This is a genomic window from Methylocystis rosea, from assembly GCF_003855495.1.
Classification (GTDB): domain Bacteria; phylum Pseudomonadota; class Alphaproteobacteria; order Rhizobiales; family Beijerinckiaceae; genus Methylocystis; species Methylocystis rosea_A.
This window is the reverse complement of sequence record NZ_CP034086.1, coordinates 3,024,915-3,040,967: the sequence shown is the minus strand read 5'-3', so window position 1 is coordinate 3,040,967 and position 16,053 is coordinate 3,024,915. Positions and strand designations below refer to the sequence as shown.

16 protein-coding genes are annotated in these 16,053 nt (G+C 64.1%); 4 read left to right on the top strand and 12 right to left on the bottom strand.

The features are described from left to right. Positions 1 to 102: 102 nt before the first annotated feature. The gene (gene rimM, locus EHO51_RS14740) at positions 103 to 654 is read left to right on the top strand and encodes a ribosome maturation factor RimM (protein ID WP_124739521.1); all 552 of its coding nucleotides are present in this window, start codon (positions 103 to 105) and stop codon (positions 652 to 654) included. 27 nt (positions 655 to 681) lie between these two features. Here the strand turns inward: rimM and EHO51_RS14735 are convergent, their stop codons facing one another. After that, on the bottom strand, positions 682 to 1,296 hold the full coding sequence (locus tag EHO51_RS14735; protein WP_124739520.1) for a hypothetical protein: 615 nt from the start codon (positions 1,294 to 1,296) through the stop codon (positions 682 to 684). A gap of 104 nt (positions 1,297 to 1,400) precedes the next feature. Here EHO51_RS14735 and trmD point away from each other — a divergent pair, with 104 nt between their 5' ends. Both trmD and EHO51_RS14725 read left to right on the top strand, forming a co-directional pair. Further along, complete coding sequence (gene trmD, locus EHO51_RS14730) at positions 1,401 to 2,120, top strand: tRNA (guanosine(37)-N1)-methyltransferase TrmD (protein WP_124739519.1); 720 nt, start codon at positions 1,401 to 1,403, stop codon at positions 2,118 to 2,120. Between the two features lie 113 nt (positions 2,121 to 2,233). Continuing rightward, the gene (locus EHO51_RS14725; RefSeq protein ID WP_018406460.1) at positions 2,234 to 2,773 is read left to right on the top strand and encodes a Dps family protein; all 540 of its coding nucleotides are present in this window, start codon (positions 2,234 to 2,236) and stop codon (positions 2,771 to 2,773) included. A gap of 21 nt (positions 2,774 to 2,794) precedes the next feature. Here EHO51_RS14725 and EHO51_RS14720 read toward each other — a convergent pair whose 3' ends face one another. The 11 genes from EHO51_RS14720 to EHO51_RS14670 all read right to left on the bottom strand — a co-directional run bounded on the left by EHO51_RS14720 (position 2,795) and on the right by EHO51_RS14670 (position 14,999). Further along, complete coding sequence (locus tag EHO51_RS14720) at positions 2,795 to 3,676, bottom strand: 3-hydroxybutyryl-CoA dehydrogenase (RefSeq protein WP_124739518.1); 882 nt, start codon at positions 3,674 to 3,676, stop codon at positions 2,795 to 2,797. A 199-nt stretch (positions 3,677 to 3,875) separates the two neighbouring features. Next, complete coding sequence (locus EHO51_RS14715) at positions 3,876 to 4,820, bottom strand: electron transfer flavoprotein subunit alpha/FixB family protein (protein WP_124739517.1); 945 nt, start codon at positions 4,818 to 4,820, stop codon at positions 3,876 to 3,878. Between the two features lie 2 nt (positions 4,821 to 4,822). After that, the gene (locus EHO51_RS14710) at positions 4,823 to 5,569 is read right to left on the bottom strand and encodes an electron transfer flavoprotein subunit beta/FixA family protein (protein WP_124739516.1); all 747 of its coding nucleotides are present in this window, start codon (positions 5,567 to 5,569) and stop codon (positions 4,823 to 4,825) included. Between the two features lie 148 nt (positions 5,570 to 5,717). Further along, positions 5,718 to 6,536 (bottom strand): rhomboid family intramembrane serine protease, encoded by an 819-nt coding sequence (locus EHO51_RS14705; RefSeq protein ID WP_124739515.1) that lies wholly within the window; start codon positions 6,534 to 6,536, stop codon positions 5,718 to 5,720. A gap of 55 nt (positions 6,537 to 6,591) precedes the next feature. After that, complete coding sequence (locus EHO51_RS14700) at positions 6,592 to 8,019, bottom strand: lipopolysaccharide biosynthesis protein (protein WP_124739514.1); 1,428 nt, start codon at positions 8,017 to 8,019, stop codon at positions 6,592 to 6,594. Beyond that, complete coding sequence (locus EHO51_RS14695; protein WP_124739513.1) at positions 8,020 to 11,172, bottom strand: isoleucine--tRNA ligase; 3,153 nt, start codon at positions 11,170 to 11,172, stop codon at positions 8,020 to 8,022. It lies immediately after the preceding gene. 332 nt (positions 11,173 to 11,504) lie between these two features. Continuing rightward, positions 11,505 to 11,777: a hypothetical protein gene (locus EHO51_RS14690; RefSeq protein ID WP_124739512.1), complete on the bottom strand. Its 273-nt coding sequence runs from the start codon at positions 11,775 to 11,777 to the stop codon at positions 11,505 to 11,507. 51 nt (positions 11,778 to 11,828) lie between these two features. Continuing rightward, positions 11,829 to 12,812: a bifunctional riboflavin kinase/FAD synthetase gene (locus tag EHO51_RS14685; protein WP_124739511.1), complete on the bottom strand. Its 984-nt coding sequence runs from the start codon at positions 12,810 to 12,812 to the stop codon at positions 11,829 to 11,831. Positions 12,813 to 12,830: 18 nt separating this feature from the next. After that, a complete protein-coding gene (locus EHO51_RS14680) occupies positions 12,831 to 13,316 on the bottom strand; it encodes a MaoC family dehydratase (protein ID WP_124739510.1) in 486 nt (161 codons plus the stop codon). Positions 13,317 to 13,377: 61 nt separating this feature from the next. Beyond that, positions 13,378 to 14,286 (bottom strand): TIGR01459 family HAD-type hydrolase, encoded by a 909-nt coding sequence (locus tag EHO51_RS14675; protein WP_124739509.1) that lies wholly within the window; start codon positions 14,284 to 14,286, stop codon positions 13,378 to 13,380. Continuing rightward, entirely contained in the window at positions 14,283 to 14,999 is a 717-nt protein-coding gene (locus tag EHO51_RS14670) for a carbonic anhydrase (protein WP_124739508.1), read from the bottom strand. The genes EHO51_RS14675 and EHO51_RS14670 overlap by 4 nt, the downstream gene beginning before the upstream one ends. Positions 15,000 to 15,156: 157 nt before the next feature. On the opposite strand from EHO51_RS14670, the gene EHO51_RS14665 reads away from it, so the two are divergent. Then, positions 15,157 to 16,026 (top strand): HpcH/HpaI aldolase/citrate lyase family protein, encoded by an 870-nt coding sequence (locus tag EHO51_RS14665; protein WP_124739507.1) that lies wholly within the window; start codon positions 15,157 to 15,159, stop codon positions 16,024 to 16,026. Positions 16,027 to 16,053: the final 27 nt, after the last annotated feature.

Here is a 16,053-nt window from a genome sequence, read left to right as displayed (position 1 = left end):
AACCGACGGGTGGGGGATCGACGGCGATCGAGCACCCCACCCCGCATTGCTTCGCAATGCGACCCTCCCCGTCAAGGGGAGGGACGGCCGCGCTGTGTCGGAATGACGGGTCCGTCTCATAAGCCCGGGAAAGTTGGACAAGGCCTCGTTCTTCTCGGCCGCTTCGGCGCGGCGCATGGCGTGCGCGGCGAAATCCGGCTGCAAAGCTTCACCAGCGATCCGCTGGGGATCGCAGCCTATGACGGCCTCACCGATAAAAGCGGGACACGCAAGTTCAGGCTGCGCGCCGTGCGCCCGCAGGGCAAGGATATGCTCGTCGCGCAAGTCGAAGGCGTCGACGACCGCGCCGGCGCAGAGGCCCTGAACCGCGTCGAACTCTATGTCGCGCGCGACAAGCTTCCGGCGCCGGAAGAGGACGAATTCTATATCGCCGATCTCATAGGCCTTCGCGCCGAAACGGCGGATGGCGTTGAAATCGGAACGATCGTCGCGGTGCGCAATTTCGGCGCGGGCGACATTCTCGAAATTGCGCCAGCCGCCGGCGGCGAATCGCTGCTTTACCCGTTCACCGGAGCCGTCGTTCCGGTCGTCGACATCGCTCAAGGGCGCGTGGTGATCACGCCGCCGGCGGAGGTCTCGGCCGAGCCGGATTGACACTAAGCCCGCCGCGCATCGCTCGGCTTATTTCGGCGCCAAAAGGCGCAAGTCCTCCTCGCCATTCTTTACGTAAAAGTCCTTGACGTCGAACCACACCGTCTGCGGCCCGTTCGGCGTGTCGTAAACGATGACGTCATAAATTCCGCCCTCTTTGACGAAGCGCCGCTCCTTTTTTCGCCAGCCGGGATGCTTCAGCTGGATCCAGAAATCCTCCGCCGGAACCCCTTCGAGGGAATTGGCCGCGCCCACGATCTTCACAGCCATTTCGCGGCTGTGGCCATCGCCGCCGTCGAAACTCACGAGCGGTTTTGATTTGAGCCGCTCGGCGAAGCTCTGTTTGTAACACTGAAGGAAGGCGGCGGCGCATTCTGACGGCGCCGAGTCCGCACTGGATTGGCTGCAGCTTCGCAGTTGCAGGAAGCACTTGAAGCACGCGTTCAAGCAGGTCAAAGTCAGCGAATTGCGCAGCGACTCGGAGCCCTTCGCCCCCTCGCGCACGGTCCAACAGGTTTTCTGACAACTGCCGTGCATCTGCCCGACCGTGAGCGTCGGCGGCGCGTCAATTGGCGTCGCGCGCGCCGCGAAGACTCCACCGAAAGCCCACAATAGAAAGCCTATTCGAAGAAAGAATTTCATCATTGGCCCCAAGCTGTAGCAATGTCTGCGACACTATGGCCGAGGCTTGATCTCAGCAAGAATGAAACTGCTTCTCGCCTCCGCGAACGCCATGCCATAACCGCTCCATGTTCCGCGCGACGGTCCTGACGCTCTTTCCCGAAATGTTTCCAGGTCCCTTGGGCCTGTCGCTCGCCGGCGACGCGCTTTCGCGCGGCGTCTGGACGCTTGAGCCGCGGCAGATCCGCGAGCATGGGCTCGGCCGCCATCGCGCCGTCGACGACACCCCGGCCGGCGGCGGCCCGGGCATGGTGATGCGCGCCGACGTGCTGGCGGCCGCCCTCGACGCCGCCGCGCCCAAGGACGATCCGCGCCCGCGCCTGCTGATGAGTCCGCGCGGCGCGGCGCTGACCCAGGCGCGCGCGCGCGACCTCGCCCAAGGCCCCGGCGCGATCATTCTTTGCGCCCGTTTCGAAGGGGTCGACGAGCGCATCATCGACGCCCGCGGGCTCGAAGAAATGTCGATCGGCGATTTCGTGCTGTCTGGCGGCGAGATCGCGGCGCTGGCGCTGATCGACGCCTGCGTGCGGCTGATCCCGGGCGTGATGGGCGAAGAAGCGTCGGGCGTCGAGGAAAGTTTTGAGGCCGGGCTCCTCGAATATCCGCATTACACGCGGCCACGCGATTTCGAGGGACGCGACATTCCCGAGGTGTTGCTCTCCGGCGATCACGCCAGAATCGCCAAATGGCGCCATGAACAGGCGCTGGCGCTCACCCGCGCGCGACGCCCCGACCTCTTGGCGCCCCTCTTGGCGCCCCAGACGGGCGACGCTTCCCGTCGCCGCTGAATCTCCGCGCACTGCTCTATTTTTCATCTGGTCCGCCAGCGCGCGCGATCTAGCTAATGAGCAGCGCACCCCGAGCTTGAGCCTGGAGCCAGGGCGCAAGGAGGCCTACCCAAATGCAAAAAACAAAGACGCCGATGAAGCCCGACACCGAACGTTCGGCGCTGGATACGCCGACCGATCTTGAAAAACAGTCGACGATGAAGGTCGCCGCCGAGGTCAACAAGCTCGTCGCCGACGCCCTCGCGCTTTATATGAAGACCAAGAATTTCCACTGGCACATGAGCGGCCCGCATTTCCGCGACTACCATCTGCTGCTCGATGAGCAGGCGACGCAGATCTACGCCGCCGTCGACCCGCTTGCCGAGCGCGTGCGCAAGCTCGGTCAGCCGACCCTGCGCTCGATCGGGCAGGTGGCGCAAATGTCCCGCATCAAGGACAATGACGAGGAATTCGTTTCGCCTTACGACATGCTGTGCGAATTGCTCGACGACAATAAGGGGATGGCCGAGTCGCTGCGCAACGCCCATAAGGTCTGCGACGACAACGAAGACATCGCGACGGCGAGCCTTCTCGAAACTTTTCTCGACGAGACCGAGAAGCGAACCTGGTTCCTGTTCGAGGCGGCGCGCGGCGCCGGCCCAGGCGGCCACTGACACAAGGCGGCCGTTCGAACGCTAGCGCGTCGGAACGGGCGTGCCGCTGCGATAATCGTAGAAGCCGCGCTGCGTCTTTTTGCCGAGCCAGCCGGCTTCGACATATTTCACCAACAGCGGGCAGGGGCGGTATTTTGAATCCGCCAGGCCCTCATGCAGCACCTGCATGACCGAAAGACAGGTGTCGAGGCCGATGAAATCGGCGAGCTGCAGCGGGCCCATCGGGTGGTTGGCGCCGAGTTTCATCGCCGTGTCGATGGCGTCGACCGAGCCCACGCCTTCGTAGAGCGTGTAGATCGCTTCATTGATCATCGGCAGCAGAATGCGGTTGACGATGAAGGCGGGGAAGTCCTCCGAAACGCTGATCGTCTTGCCGAGCTTGGCGACAAACGCCTTCGTCTCCTCGAACGTGACGTCATCGGTCGCGATGCCGCGAATGAGTTCGACAAGCTGCATGCGCGGCACCGGATTCATGAAATGAATGCCGATGAAGCGCTCCGGCCGTCCGGTGACGGCGGCAAGGCGCGTAATCGAAATCGATGACGTATTGGAGCTGATGATCGCGCCGGGCTTAACGAACTGCGTGAGCTCAGTCAGAATCTTGCGCTTGAGGTCTTCGACCTCGGTCGCCGCCTCGATCAAGAGGTCGGAGTCGGCGAAGTCGGCCATTTTTGGCGCGCCGGAAATGCGCTCGAGCGCCGGTTCGACCGCCGAGGCGTCGATCTGGCCCCGCTCCACGGCGCGTCGCATCTGCGCGGCGACGTCGGCGATGCCGGCGTCGATGCGTTCCTGCGAAATGTCGTTCAGGGCGACGTCATAGCCGGCAAGCGCGCAGACATGGGCGATCCCCTTGCCCATCTGGCCCGCGCCGATGACGCCGATCTTGCGAATTTCGAAGCCCATTTGTTACCACCGTCAGCCAAGCTCGCGCCGGATAGCAAGCGGCGCGCCCGCGCTGAGTGCGTGCCGCAGTGCAATATAACTTGCGTTCCTTCGCAAAGAAAACAAAGAAAAGAACCTGCGGAGCTCCGAGCGCCGACGCTCCGCCCATCACAGCCGCCGCGCCGGACCATGCGGACCGAAGCGACGGCGGTTTTTGTGGTCAGCGGCCGATCTTCGCCAACTCCGCCTCAAGCTCGGGCAGGGCCGTGAAGAGGTCGGCGACCAGGCCATAGTCGGCGACCTGGAAAATGGGCGCCTCCTCGTCCTTGTTGATCGCCACGATCACCTTTGAATCCTTCATGCCGGCGAGGTGCTGGATCGCCCCCGAAATCCCTGCGGCGATGTAGAGATCGGGCGCCACCGCCTTTCCCGTCTGTCCGACCTGCAGGTCGTTTGGCGCATAGCCGGCGTCGACGGCGGCGCGAGACGCCCCGATCGCGGCGTTAAGCCGCGTCGCGACCGGATCCAGCACCTTCTGGAAATTCTCCGCCGACCCGAGCGCGCGCCCGCCGGAAAGAATGATCCGCGCCGAGGTGAGCTCGGGGCGCTCGGACTTCGCCAGCTCTTCGCTCTTGAAGGCGGAAACGCCGGGATCGGCGGGCGCCGAAATCGCCTCAATGGGCGCCGAGCCGCCTTCCGGCGCCGCCACGAAGGCGGTGGTGCGCACGGTGATCACTTTCTTTGCGTCCTTCGCGCGCACGGTCTGGATCGCATTGCCGGCGTAGATCGGCCGCTCAAAAGTGTCGGCGGACACGACTTTGATGATGTCCGACACCTGCATCACGTCGAGCAGCGCCGCGACGCGCGGCAGCACGTTCTTCGTCGCCGAAGTCGACGGCGCGATGATGACGTCATAAGCGCCGGCGAGCGAGACGATCAGCGCGGCGACGGTCTCGGCCAGAACATGATCGAGCGACGCGTCTTCGGCGACGAGGACCTTCTCGACGCCGGCGAGCTTCGCCGCCTGCGCGGCCGCGCCCTTGAGGCCGGGCCCGACGATGAGGACATGAATGGGGCCGCCGATCTCCTTCGCCGCGGTAAGCGCCTTGGCGGTCGCCGGGGCGATCGCGTCGCCGGCGGTTTCGGCAAGAAGCAGAATCGTCATCTTTAAAGCACTCCCGCTTCCTTGAGCTTGCCAACGAGTTCGCCGACCGAGCCGACCTTGACGCCCGCCTTGCGTTTCGCAGGCTCGGTGGTTTTCAACACGTCAAGGCGCGGCGAAATGTCGACGCCGTAATCGGCGGGCGACTTCACGGCGACTTCTTTCTTCTTGGCCTTGATGATGTTGGGCAGCGAGGCGTAGCGCGGCTCGTTGAGGCGCAAATCCGTGGTGACGACGGCTGGCAGCTTTAAGCTGACGGTCTGCAGCCCGCCGTCGATCTCGCGCGTCACGTCGACGGCGCCCTCAGTCATCTCGACTTTCGAGGCGAAGGCGCCCTGGCCCCAGCCGAGCAGCGCCGCGAGCATCTGGCCTGTCTGATTGCAATCGTCGTCGATCGCCTGCTTGCCCATGATGACGAGCTGCGGCTGTTCCTCGGCGACGATCTTGGCCAGGATTTTGGCGACGGCGAGTGGCTCGACGGTCTCGTCGGTCTTGACCAGAATGCCCCGGTCGGCGCCCATGGCGAGGCCGGTGCGCAAGGTTTCGTCGGCCTTGGCTGGTCCGATCGTGACGACGATGACTTCCGTCGCCTTGCCGGCCTCCTTAAGCCGCAGCGCCTCTTCGACGGCGATCTCGTCGAAGGGGTTCATCGACATTTTCACATTGGCGAGATCGACGCCCGAACCGTCAGCTTTGACCCTGATCTTGACGTTGTAATCGACGACCCGTTTGACGGGCACGAGAATCTTCATCGTGCGACCCCTTGGTCCTTCTGACCCTTTGGCGAGACGGTGTCGGAACGTCGCCTGGGCGCGCTCCACTCTGGCTAAAGCCGTCGCGCGGTCTGGTAGCGGGGGCGCGCGCGCAAGTCAAACAAAGCGAGCGCGCCGAATGAATTGATCAGGAGGCGTCGTCGCCGGCGTCCGGCGCGCGCGGCGCGGGGGCGAGCGGGCCGCTCCTGTCGAAAAGCCGGTGCCGGCGGCGCTTGAAGATCGGCGTCAGCACCAGACCCGCGGCGATGCCGCCGACATGGGCCATCCAGGCGATCGCGCCGCCCTCGCCCATAGACGCGTTGATGATCTGCATCAAAATCCAGGCGCCGACGAAAAGCCAGCCGGAGGCGACAAAAGAGAACAGCGGCGCCCGCAGCCCCAGGATCGCCCGCGGCCGCGCCCCGGAGAGCCAGGCGCCGAGATAGATCGGCGCGAGCGCCAGCGAGAGCGGCGGAAAGATTCCCGCGACCGTCGCGCGCGGATGGAGCAACAGAAAGGCCGCGCAGACGCCGGAAATCGCGCCCGACGCGCCGATGAGCGGCGCGATCGAATGCGGCGTTGCGTAAATGTAGAACACGCCGGAGGCGACGCCGCAGGAAAGATAAAACAGCAGATAGTGCAGCGAACCCATGGCGTCTTCGACATTGTCGCCAAAGACGTAAAGGAACAGCATGTTCGAGCCGAGATGCACCACCGACGAATGAAAGAACAGAGCTGTGACAAGCGTCAGCGCTGCCGGCGGCCCGACGATCCAGTCGGCGAGCTGGGCCTCGCCGAAGAGCACGCGCGGGATGATCGCGAAGCCGCGGACGACGGTCAGCGGATCACCGAAAATCTCGCTCTGCACCACCAGGAATACGATGACGTTAAGCGCGATCAGCGTCCAATTCACGATCGGCCGCCGCAAATAGCGCAGCGGCGCGTCGTCATAGATCGGCATCACCATCGGCGCGCTCCTTATCAATCGCTAGCCTAGCATATGGCGACGCCGACTGGTCGCGTCACGACCGGGCAAGGCGCCGATGGAGCCACGTCGTCGCGAGATCGCCCAGCCCGGCGATGTCGAAGGCGACGGTCAGCAGTCCGTAGACGACCGCTCCGGCCAGGATCTGAGCAATCAGCGTGGAAACGCCCGGACTCATCTCGCGCAAAGGGGTGAGCGCCAGCGACATTGCGCCCGTCGCCACAAGCGCAGCGAACATGTCCCAGAACGACGGCCAGACCGGCTGCGTGCGCAGCGCGAAATAGACCGTCGCCACGAGCGCCGCGATATAGGCGCCGGCTTGCGCGATCGCGAGATTGGAAGCGTCCTCGCCCCAGGGCAGAAAAAGCAGCAGCGCAAGGCCGAAGGCGACCGCCGCAAGCGCCGCGACCATCAATGGCGCCGTCTTCTTCTCAATCTGAAAGACGGGATTGACGCCAAACAGAATGACCCCCATCGCGAAAAGTCCCGGAAGCAGCAGGCCGAGGTAATGGCCGAAGGGACCGCGATATTGCGCCGGCACGATCAGCGCTTCGATCGACGGCATGACGAACCAGAGGCCGGCGCACGCCGGCAGCAAAAAGGCGACGACGATGCCCATGTTGCGCGCGACCTGCTGCTTGGCGCGGTCGACGCCATGGAGTTCATGCGCCGCGACGGCGATCTGAAACAAGAGCACGTCGAGCGCCGAACCGAGCGCCTGCACCGCACGCACGCCAAGATCGTACGCCAGCGCGAACTGGCCGGTTTCGGCGAAACCAAAGACGCTTGCGACGATGGAGCGCGCCGCAAGCGGCATCGCCTGATAAAGCAGATGCGCGGTGACGATCGGCGCGCTATAGGCCGCAAGCGCACGCGCATTCTGACTCGAGGCGGCGCGAATGTCGGCGCCGGGATCGAGCAGCGCGCGACGCCCGAGAATAACCGTGCCGAACAGGCTCGCGACGCCGCCGGCGAGCGCCACCGCAGCCGAGTGAAAGATAAAGGCGCCGCCGCCGATGAGGATAAGCGACAGCGCGTTCTTGGCGAGCATGAGGCGCACATAGGCGTGGTCATGAAAGCGCGCGCGCACAAGCGCGGTGCAATAGTCGAAGAGCCCGTTGGCCACCGACGTCAGCAGCGCAAGCAGGATGAGATTGGTTTCGAAATCGAGCGGCGGCCCCGCAAGCGCATAAATGCCCGTCGCCAATGCGAGGAAGAGCGTGACGGCGATGAAGGCCGCGTCGAGCGTCGAGCGCACCACCGGCTCTTTGTCGCGCGTGCGCTTTGAGTAAAAGCGCGTCGCCGAAAGACGCAGCCAATCATAAAGCGCCGTCTGCACGACCACCGCGATGGAGAAGGCGAGCGCGAAGCGGCCGTATTCCTCGGGGCCGAGAAATTTCGCCACCGTGAGGCCGATGACGAAATTGACGATCGTATTGGCCAGAAATGCGAGAAGAACGTTCACTTACGAGCCTGCCCCGCTCCAGCGGCCGAGCGCGACAAGCTCGCGCAACGCCTGCGCGTCGCGCGGCGTCACGTCGGGATAATCAGGATCCGCCGTCGCGGGATCGAAATATTTCCACGAGCGGGCGCATTTGACGCCGGCCGCGCGTTGCGAAACGACGCCGACGCCCGGCGCTTCCGGCAGGCGGAAGGCGTCGATGGGCGCTTCTCCCGGCAAGACGCGGATATCCGAGGCGATGCAGATTTCGGCGAAGTCGACGCCGTCGAGCGCGGCGCGCAACGACTCATCTTCTACATAAACGGTCGGCGCCGCTTCTAGCGAGGAGCCGATGCGTTTTTGCGCGCGCTCGATTTCAAGCGCGCCGGTGACGACCGAGCGGATCTTGCGAATTTTGTCCCATTTGGCGGCAAGCGCGTCGTCGCGCCACGCCTCGGGAATGGTCGGAAAATGTTCGAGATGTACGGATTGCGCGTTCGGAAAGCGGGACAGCCACGCCTCCTCCGCGGTGAAGACGAGAATTGGCGCGAGCCATGTCGTGACGCTGCGGAAGATGCGATCGATGGTCGCGAGCGCCGCCTTGCGTTTCACGCTCGAGGGCGGATCGCAATAGAGCGCGTCCTTGCGCACGTCGAAGTAAAAAGCCGACAGTTCGCTCGTCATGAAATGGGTGAGCAACGCAACGACGCGCTTGTAGTCGTATGCCGCATAAGACGCGCGGATCGACTCGTCGAGCTGATGCAGACGATGCAGCATAAGGCGCTCGAGTTCTCCCGCCTCGCTCATCGCCGCATCGTCATTTGGCTGATAATGCGCCAATGCGCCGATCATCCAGCGGGTCGTGTTGCGCAGCTTGCGATAAAGCTCGACGAAAGTCTTGAGGATTTCGGGGCCAACGCGCAGATCATCGGCGTAATCGGACGCGGCGACCCACAGCCGCATGATGTCGGCGCCGGAATCGGCGATGATTTTTTGCGGCGCGACGACATTGCCAAGCGACTTCGACATTTTGCGTCCCCGCTCGTCGAGCACGAAGCCATGCGTCAGCACGGCGTCGTAGGGCGCGCGGCCGCGCGTGCCGCAGCTTTCGAGAAGCGAGGAATGGAACCAACCGCGATGCTGATCGGAGCCTTCAAGATACATGATCTCGTCTTCGCCGCCGTCGCGCTTGCGACGAATGCCCGCGAGCATCGGAAAATGCTGCGGGTCCTCGAGCGTGAAGGCGTGGGTCGAACCTGAATCGAACCAGACGTCGAGAACGTCGGAGATCTTCTCGTAGTCTTGCGCCTTATGGTCGGGCGAAAGAAAACGCTCTGAAGCGTTTGCTTCGTACCAGGCGTCGGCGCCTTCCTTTTCGAAGGCCTCGATGATGCGGGCGTTGACGCGCGCGTCGACAAGCGGCTCATGCGTGCCCTTCTTGACGAAGACCGCGATCGGCACGCCCCAGGCGCGCTGGCGTGACACGACCCAATCGGGACGATTGGCGATCATGCCGCGAATGCGGTTCTCGCCCGCCGCCGGCGTCCATTGCGTGCGGGCGATTTCCTCAAGCGCGATCTCGCGCAGCGTGGGGGCGTTAGCGCGCGCACTTTCAATGCTCGCGCTATCCCTCCCCTCGACGGGGAGGGTCGCATCGCGAAGCGATGCGGGGTGGGGTGACGCGTCTTGACCCCCCACCCGGCCGCCTTCGGCGGCCGACCTCCCCGCGAGGGGGAGGTCGGGCGCGCCAAACGGCTTATCCGTCGCGATGAACCCAGACGCGATGGATTTATCCATCGCGATGAACCATTGCGGCGTGTTGCGGAAGATCACCGGCTTCTTCGAGCGCCAGGAATGCGGATATTGATGCTTGAGCTTTCCGCGCGCGACGAGATTGCCGGCCTGAACCAGCGCGGCGATCACCGCCTCATTGGCGTCGCCCTTGTCGCCCTTGTCGGTGATGACGCGCTTGCCTTCAAAGCCCGGCGCGTCCTTCGTATAGAAGCCGTCCTCGTCGACCGTATAGGGAATGCGCGTCTCGATGTTGCGCGATTGCAGTTCGCGCGCGTTCGCCATCCAGATGTCGAAGTCCTCGCGGCCGTGGCCCGGCGCGGTGTGCACGAAGCCCGTGCCCGCGTCGTCGGTGACATGTTCGCCGTCGAACAGCGGCACGTCGAAATCATAGCCGAGATGCGCCAGCGGATGCGCGCAGATCAGCTCGGCGAGCATTGCGGCCGGCACGTCGTGCAAGCGCTCGTAGCCCTCGACCTTCGCCGCCTTGAAAGCCTCGCTCGCAAGCTTGTCGGCGATGACGAAAGTCGCGCCCGGAAGCGCCCAGTTGCCCTCGGGCGCATGGGTGACTCGGTAGAGGCCGTAGTCGATCTTCGACGAGAAGGAGATCGCGCGATTGCCGGGAAGCGTCCAAGGCGTCGTCGTCCAGATGATGACGCGGGCGTCGCTCAGTTCGCCTGCGGCGCCGCGCGGGATCGGAAACGCCACCCAGACCTGGTCGCTCGTATAATCCTCATATTCGACTTCGGCTTCGGCGAGCGCAGTCTTTTCGACGACGCTCCACATCACCGGCTTCGAGCCGCGATAGAGCAGGCCGCTCGCGGCGAATTTCATGATCTCGCGCGCGATCGTCGCTTCCGCCGGAAAAGCCATCGTCGAATAGGGATGGCCCCAATCGCCGGCGACCCCTAAGCGCTTGAACTCCTCGCGCTGAATGTCGAGCCAATGTCCCGCATAGGCGCGGCATTCGCGCCGGAAGGCGATCATGGCGCCTGGATCGGTGAAGTCGGGCTTCTGCTTGCCCTTGGCGCGGTAATTCTCCTCCTCGATCTTCCATTCGATCGGCAATCCGTGGCAGTCCCAGCCGGGCACATAGACGCAGTCCTTGCCGGTCATGCGCTGGCTGCGCGTCACGAGATCCTTGAGGATCTTATTGAGCGCATGGCCGATATGAATATTGCCGTTGGCGTAGGGCGGGCCGTCGTGGAGCGTGAATTTCGGACGACCCTCGCCCGATTCGCGCATCTTTTGCTCCAGGCCAATGGTCTCCCAGCGCTTGAGGATTTCCGGCTCGCGCTGCGGCAGGCCGGCGCGCATCGGAAAATCCGTGACCGGCAGATAGAGGCTTTTCGAATAGTCGGGCCCTTTCGGGCTGTCGTCGTTCATCGTCGTGAAAACCGGCTGGGGCGGACGCAGGCGCCATAAGCGCCGCTATTGCCGCGCTGATTAGAGGATTTGTGGAAAGAGCGCCAATCGCGCCGCACCCGACCCTGCGCGAGCCTTTAGCTCAGGAGCGCGCTGCGAAAAAGTGGAACCCGGTTTTTCGCAGAGTGCGCGCTTCAAGCTATTCAGATCGATCACGTTATCTGCATTTGGGCGATCGCGCCCAAATGCAGCGTGATCTCGCGCAGGCCGGGCCGGTAATTCGAATGGCGGTCAGGAAAGGCATCTGGTCCTTAATAGCAGCGCTACCGAGCCGGGAAAAGCGGCCAGCGCCCCTAGCGAGGCCGCTTCAATCCCAGCAGTCCGGCGAGAAAAGCGAAGCCTCCCGCCACAACGGCGATGACCAGCAACACCAGAAATGCGCCGGACAGCAGCGTGAACCCGATGAACAGCAACAACAGCAGCGCCGCAGTGACGATCAGGCTCTGCCATGGCGAGAGCTTGACGACCTTGACCCGACCGGCGCCCGTCGCGACCCAGATCCTTGAGGCGTCCGTCTCCTCGCCCGGCAAGATGATTTCGACCCGTCCCTTGGGCTCTTCGTTCATGACGTTTCCCTCCTGTCGAGGACGCTGTCTCCAAGCTAGATCGCGCGCAACTTATGGCAACAGATCATTCGCCCGGCTCAAAGCGCCGCTTTCGGCCAATAGTCTTCGCGCCTCTTCGACGTCGACGCGCATTCTTTCGACGAGCGCCTCGACGCTGTCGAATTTCGCTTCGCCGCGTATGAAGCCGTAGAAGGCGACTTCCACCTCCTTGCCGTAGAGGTCGCCATCGAAATCGAAGAGGAAGACTTCAAGGAGCGGCGCGCCATTGTCAAAGGTCGGGCGGCGTCCGAAACTGGCGACGCCCTGATGCGCCTTCCCGTCGACCTCGATCGTCACGGCGTAAATCCCATGCTTGAGCCGATTGGCGGGATCGAGCGCGATATTGGCGGTCGGAAAGCCGAGCGTGCGCCCGCGCTTGTCGCCGTGGCGCACGACGCCGCGAATGAAGTAGGGGTGGCCGAGAAGCCGGCGCGCTAGCGCCGCGTCGCCGCGTTCCAGCGCTTCCCGCGTCGCTGTCGAGGAGACGGCCTCTAAGCTGCCCTCTTCGTCCTGGGTGATGCGATCGACGATCTCCACGATCATCCCGAGCCGTTCGCCTTCGGCGCGCAAAAACTCCGGTCCGCCTTCGCGGCCGGCGCCGAAACGAAAATCATAGCCCGCGACGACCGCCGAGAGCTGCAGGCGATCGTGCAGAATCTCTTGCGTGAAGACCCGCGCCGGGCTTTTCGCGAAGTCCTTGTCGAAGGTGAGCACGATAACGCCGTCGAGCCCGAGCCGAGCGGCCTGCGCCGCCTTTGCGTCTGGCGGAGTCAGCCGAAAGATCACCGTTCGCCCGGCGAAAAAATCCGCCGGATGGGGCTCGAAGGTCAGCAGAATGCAGGGACGCGAGAGTTTTGCGGCGAGCGCCCGAGCCCGAGCGATGACGCCGCGGTGGCCTCTGTGCAGCCCGTCGAAATTGCCGACCGCCGCGACCGCGCCCTCCAGTCCAGGCGGCGGCGCTTGAGGGTCGCGCGCGACGATGAAGGAGTCGGACACGGCTCGGGGCCGGAAGATCTAAGCCGAGGCCGGCTTCGCCTCTGCTGGCGCGGGCGACGCGGCGCGCATCACCTGCTCGCGGCTCGGCACCATGACGAAGGCCTCGCCGTCGAGCACGACCTTGCCGTCGACGAGACATTCGCATTTGAGCTTGGCGCGCCGGCCTTTTTCGATCAACTCCACCACTTCGACAATGACGGTGATCACGTCGCCGATCTTCACCGGCGCGCGGAAATTCAGCGTCTGCGACAGATAGACGGCGCCGGGGCCAGGCAGATACATGCCGATGACCGTCGAAATGAGCGAGGCCGTATAAAGGCCATGCACGATGCGCTCGCCAAAGCGCGTCTTCGAGGCGAAGTGATCGGAAAGATGAATCGGATTGCGGTCGCCGGAAAGATCGGCGAAGGCGATGACGTCGTCGTCCATCACCGCCTTCATCAGCGTCTCGCGCATGCCGACGCTCAGATCCTCGAAATAGTAGATTTTAAACGGCGTCGACATGGAAGCCACCGGAAAGTTGCGTCGCGGATCGTGACCGCAGATGAGGCCTGTGCAGTCCCTTTTACCAGAAAAGCTCGCGAGCCAAAGCCTTAGGACGAGCGCCGGCGCGCGCGAAGAGCGAATCCAGCGCCGCTTCGTCAAGCGCGCCGCCGCCGGGATGCAGCTCGGCGCGATGCACGCCATGGATGATGAAGAGGCAGTCGAGCCCGGCGCGGCCCGCGCCGGCAAGGTCGGTGAAGGCGCCGTCGCCGATCGCCAGCGTGCGCGACTTGTCGACATCGCCGCCGCGCAAATTTTTGAGCCGCTCCAAGGCGGCGGCGTAGATCGGGGCGTGGGGCTTGCCCAAGGTCAGAACGCGGCCGCCGATCGCCGCATAGCGTTCGGCGATGGCGCCGGCGCAATAGACGAGATCATTGCCGATGGCGACGACAATATCGGGATTGGCGCACAGCATCGTCAGATCGCGCGCCTTCAGCTCCGCGAGTTGCTCGTCATAGTCAGAGGGCGTTTCGTTGCGATCGTCAAAGAGGCCGGTGCAGACGATGTAATCGGCGGCTTGCGGCCCGACGCGCATGATCGGCGCGCCGAGACGCCGCGCGGCGGCGCGGAACAGACCGTCGTCGCGCGAGGGGCCCAGGTGGTAGACCGCCTGTCCGTCGCGCGCGACGATTTCGCGCAGCGCCAGCTCTCCCGCCGAGAGGAGATCGTCGAAACAATCCTGCGGCACGCCGAGGCCCAGGATCTGGCGGCGCACTTCCTCGTCGGGACGCGAGGCGTTGGTGATCAGCACGACGATCCCGCCTTGCGCGCGAAAGCGCCGCAGCGCCTCGGCGGCTTCCGGGAAATGCCGCCGGCCGTCGATCAGCACGCCCCAGCCGTCGCACAGAATCGCGTCATAGCCGTCGGCGATGTCGCGCAGGCCGGCGATGAACGGTACGCGGTCGCGGTCTGGCGAGGGGCCTGCCGTCAAAAGCGCGCCTCGGCGAAGGCGGCGGCGTAGGCTCCTTCGCAGACGGGCTCGAAGACGCCCGTCGATTCGTCGAGCACGAACAATCGCCCGTCCATGATTCGAAACAGAGCGCCATGCAGGCGCAGATGCCGGTGATGTTCCAGCACCTGAATCATGGGAAAGGAGCGCAAGTTGCGCAGCGTCTGCTTCACCGACTCGAATTCCAGGCGCTCCACATAGTCCGCGTCCTTGGGATTAGGCCGAACGCCCAGGCGATCAGCCGCGGGACCAAGCATTTTGATCCAGTCGCCGATGAAGTCGCTGTGGCTCAGCCGCGGCGCGTCGGGATCCGCGGCGATCTCCGCATAGGCGCGCACGCCGCCGCATTGCCCATGGCCGAGCACCACGAGGTCCGTAACCTTTAGCGCCATGACGGCGTATTCAAGCGCCGCGGAAGCGCCGTGATAATGATCGTCGGGCTCGTAGGGCGGCACCAACGCCGCGACATTGCGCAAGACGAAAAGCTCGCCAGGGCCCGCGTTGAAGATGGTCTCGGGCGCGACGCGCGAATCGCAGCAGCTGATGATCATTGTTTTGGGCGTCTGGCCCCTGACCGCTAATTCTTCGAATCGGTCGTGATCGGCAAGGAAACGCCCGCGAACGAAGGACTCATAACCCTCTATGAGCGATTCCGGCAGACCGGCCGCGCCGTACGACTGCTCGTGATCCGCCATTTACCGTTCCCTTCTCGCCCCTGGGCCAGGTCCGCCTTCGCCAAGTTCGCTCAACCCAGTTCGCCTTGGCCGGGCGGATGGCGGACCCGGGGGTTATTGTGTAGATCACGCGGCGGGGTCAAGAGCAGGCCGAATCGTTTCGATGCTGGAGTTTTGAATGATTTCCCGACTAAAGCGCAGCGTGCTGGCGATGCCGGGCTCGAACGCCCGAGCGCTGGAGAAGGGCAAGACGCTCGCCGCCGACGTCCTGATGTTCGAACTTGAAGACGGGGTCGCGGAATCCGCCAAGGCGACGGCGCGCGCGCAGGTCGCGGCGGCGGTGGCCGACGGCGGCTATGGCGCGCGGCAACTCGTCGTGCGCGTCAACGCCCGCGGCTCCGAATGGTATAAGCCCGACATCGCCGCCATCGCGCCGCTCGGCCCAGACGGCATCGTCATCCCCAAGGTCAATTCACGCGACGAGATTTTGAAGGCGGCCGCCGATCTCGTCGCCGCCGGCGCGCCTTATAAGACGCGACTCTGGGCGATGATCGAAACGCCGCGCGCCGTCTTTGACATCGAGAAAATCGCCAGCGCCGCAGACGATCGGGCTTCGCGACTCGAGGTTCTGGTGCTTGGTCCCAACGACATCGCCAAATCGACCCGCGCGCGGCTCACGCCCGGACGGCCGGCGCTGTTGTCTTGGCTTTCGGCCAGCGTGCTTGCGGCGAGGGTCCACAACATCGAGATCATCGACGGGATATACAACGACTTCAACGATCTCGACGGCCTGCGTCGCGAAGCGGCGCAGGGGCGCGATTTCGGCTTCGACGGGAAAATGCTCATTCATCCGGGCCAGATCGGTCCGGTGAATGAAATTTTTGCGCCGAGCGCCGAGGAGGTCGATTTCGCCCGCCGGATCATCGCCGTGTTCGACGAACCGGAAAACGCAGACAAGGGCGTGGTGCAGATCGACGGGAAGATGGTCGAACGTCTGCATCTCGACATTGCGCGCCGCACGTTGCAGCTTGTCGAGGCGTCAGGCTGACGGCCGCCTGTTTTGCGGGCGCCAAAC

Excerpts from the sequence above, each read along its gene's own strand:
- EHO51_RS14720 (WP_124739518.1), bottom strand. The coding sequence starts at position 3,676 with ATGGGCTTCGAAATTCGCAAGATCGGCGTCATCGGCGCGGGCCAGATG.
- EHO51_RS14715 (WP_124739517.1), bottom strand. The coding sequence starts at position 4,820 with ATGACGATTCTGCTTCTTGCCGAAACCGCCGGCGACGCGATCGCCCCG.
- EHO51_RS14695 (WP_124739513.1), bottom strand. The coding sequence starts at position 11,172 with ATGAACGACGACAGCCCGAAAGGGCCCGACTATTCGAAAAGCCTCTAT.
- EHO51_RS14680 (WP_124739510.1), bottom strand. The coding sequence starts at position 13,316 with ATGTCGACGCCGTTTAAAATCTACTATTTCGAGGATCTGAGCGTCGGC.
- EHO51_RS14670 (WP_124739508.1), bottom strand. The coding sequence starts at position 14,999 with ATGGCGGATCACGAGCAGTCGTACGGCGCGGCCGGTCTGCCGGAATCG.
- EHO51_RS14735 (WP_124739520.1), bottom strand. The coding sequence starts at position 1,296 with ATGATGAAATTCTTTCTTCGAATAGGCTTTCTATTGTGGGCTTTCGGT.
- trmD (WP_124739519.1), top strand. The coding sequence starts at position 1,401 with ATGTTCCGCGCGACGGTCCTGACGCTCTTTCCCGAAATGTTTCCAGGT.
- EHO51_RS14705 (WP_124739515.1), bottom strand. The coding sequence starts at position 6,536 with ATGGTGATGCCGATCTATGACGACGCGCCGCTGCGCTATTTGCGGCGG.
- EHO51_RS14690 (WP_124739512.1), bottom strand. The coding sequence starts at position 11,777 with ATGAACGAAGAGCCCAAGGGACGGGTCGAAATCATCTTGCCGGGCGAG.
- rimM (WP_124739521.1), top strand. The coding sequence starts at position 103 with ATGACGGGTCCGTCTCATAAGCCCGGGAAAGTTGGACAAGGCCTCGTT.
- EHO51_RS14725 (WP_018406460.1), top strand. The coding sequence starts at position 2,234 with ATGCAAAAAACAAAGACGCCGATGAAGCCCGACACCGAACGTTCGGCG.
- EHO51_RS14665 (WP_124739507.1), top strand. The coding sequence starts at position 15,157 with ATGATTTCCCGACTAAAGCGCAGCGTGCTGGCGATGCCGGGCTCGAAC.
- EHO51_RS14710 (WP_124739516.1), bottom strand. The coding sequence starts at position 5,569 with ATGAAGATTCTCGTGCCCGTCAAACGGGTCGTCGATTACAACGTCAAG.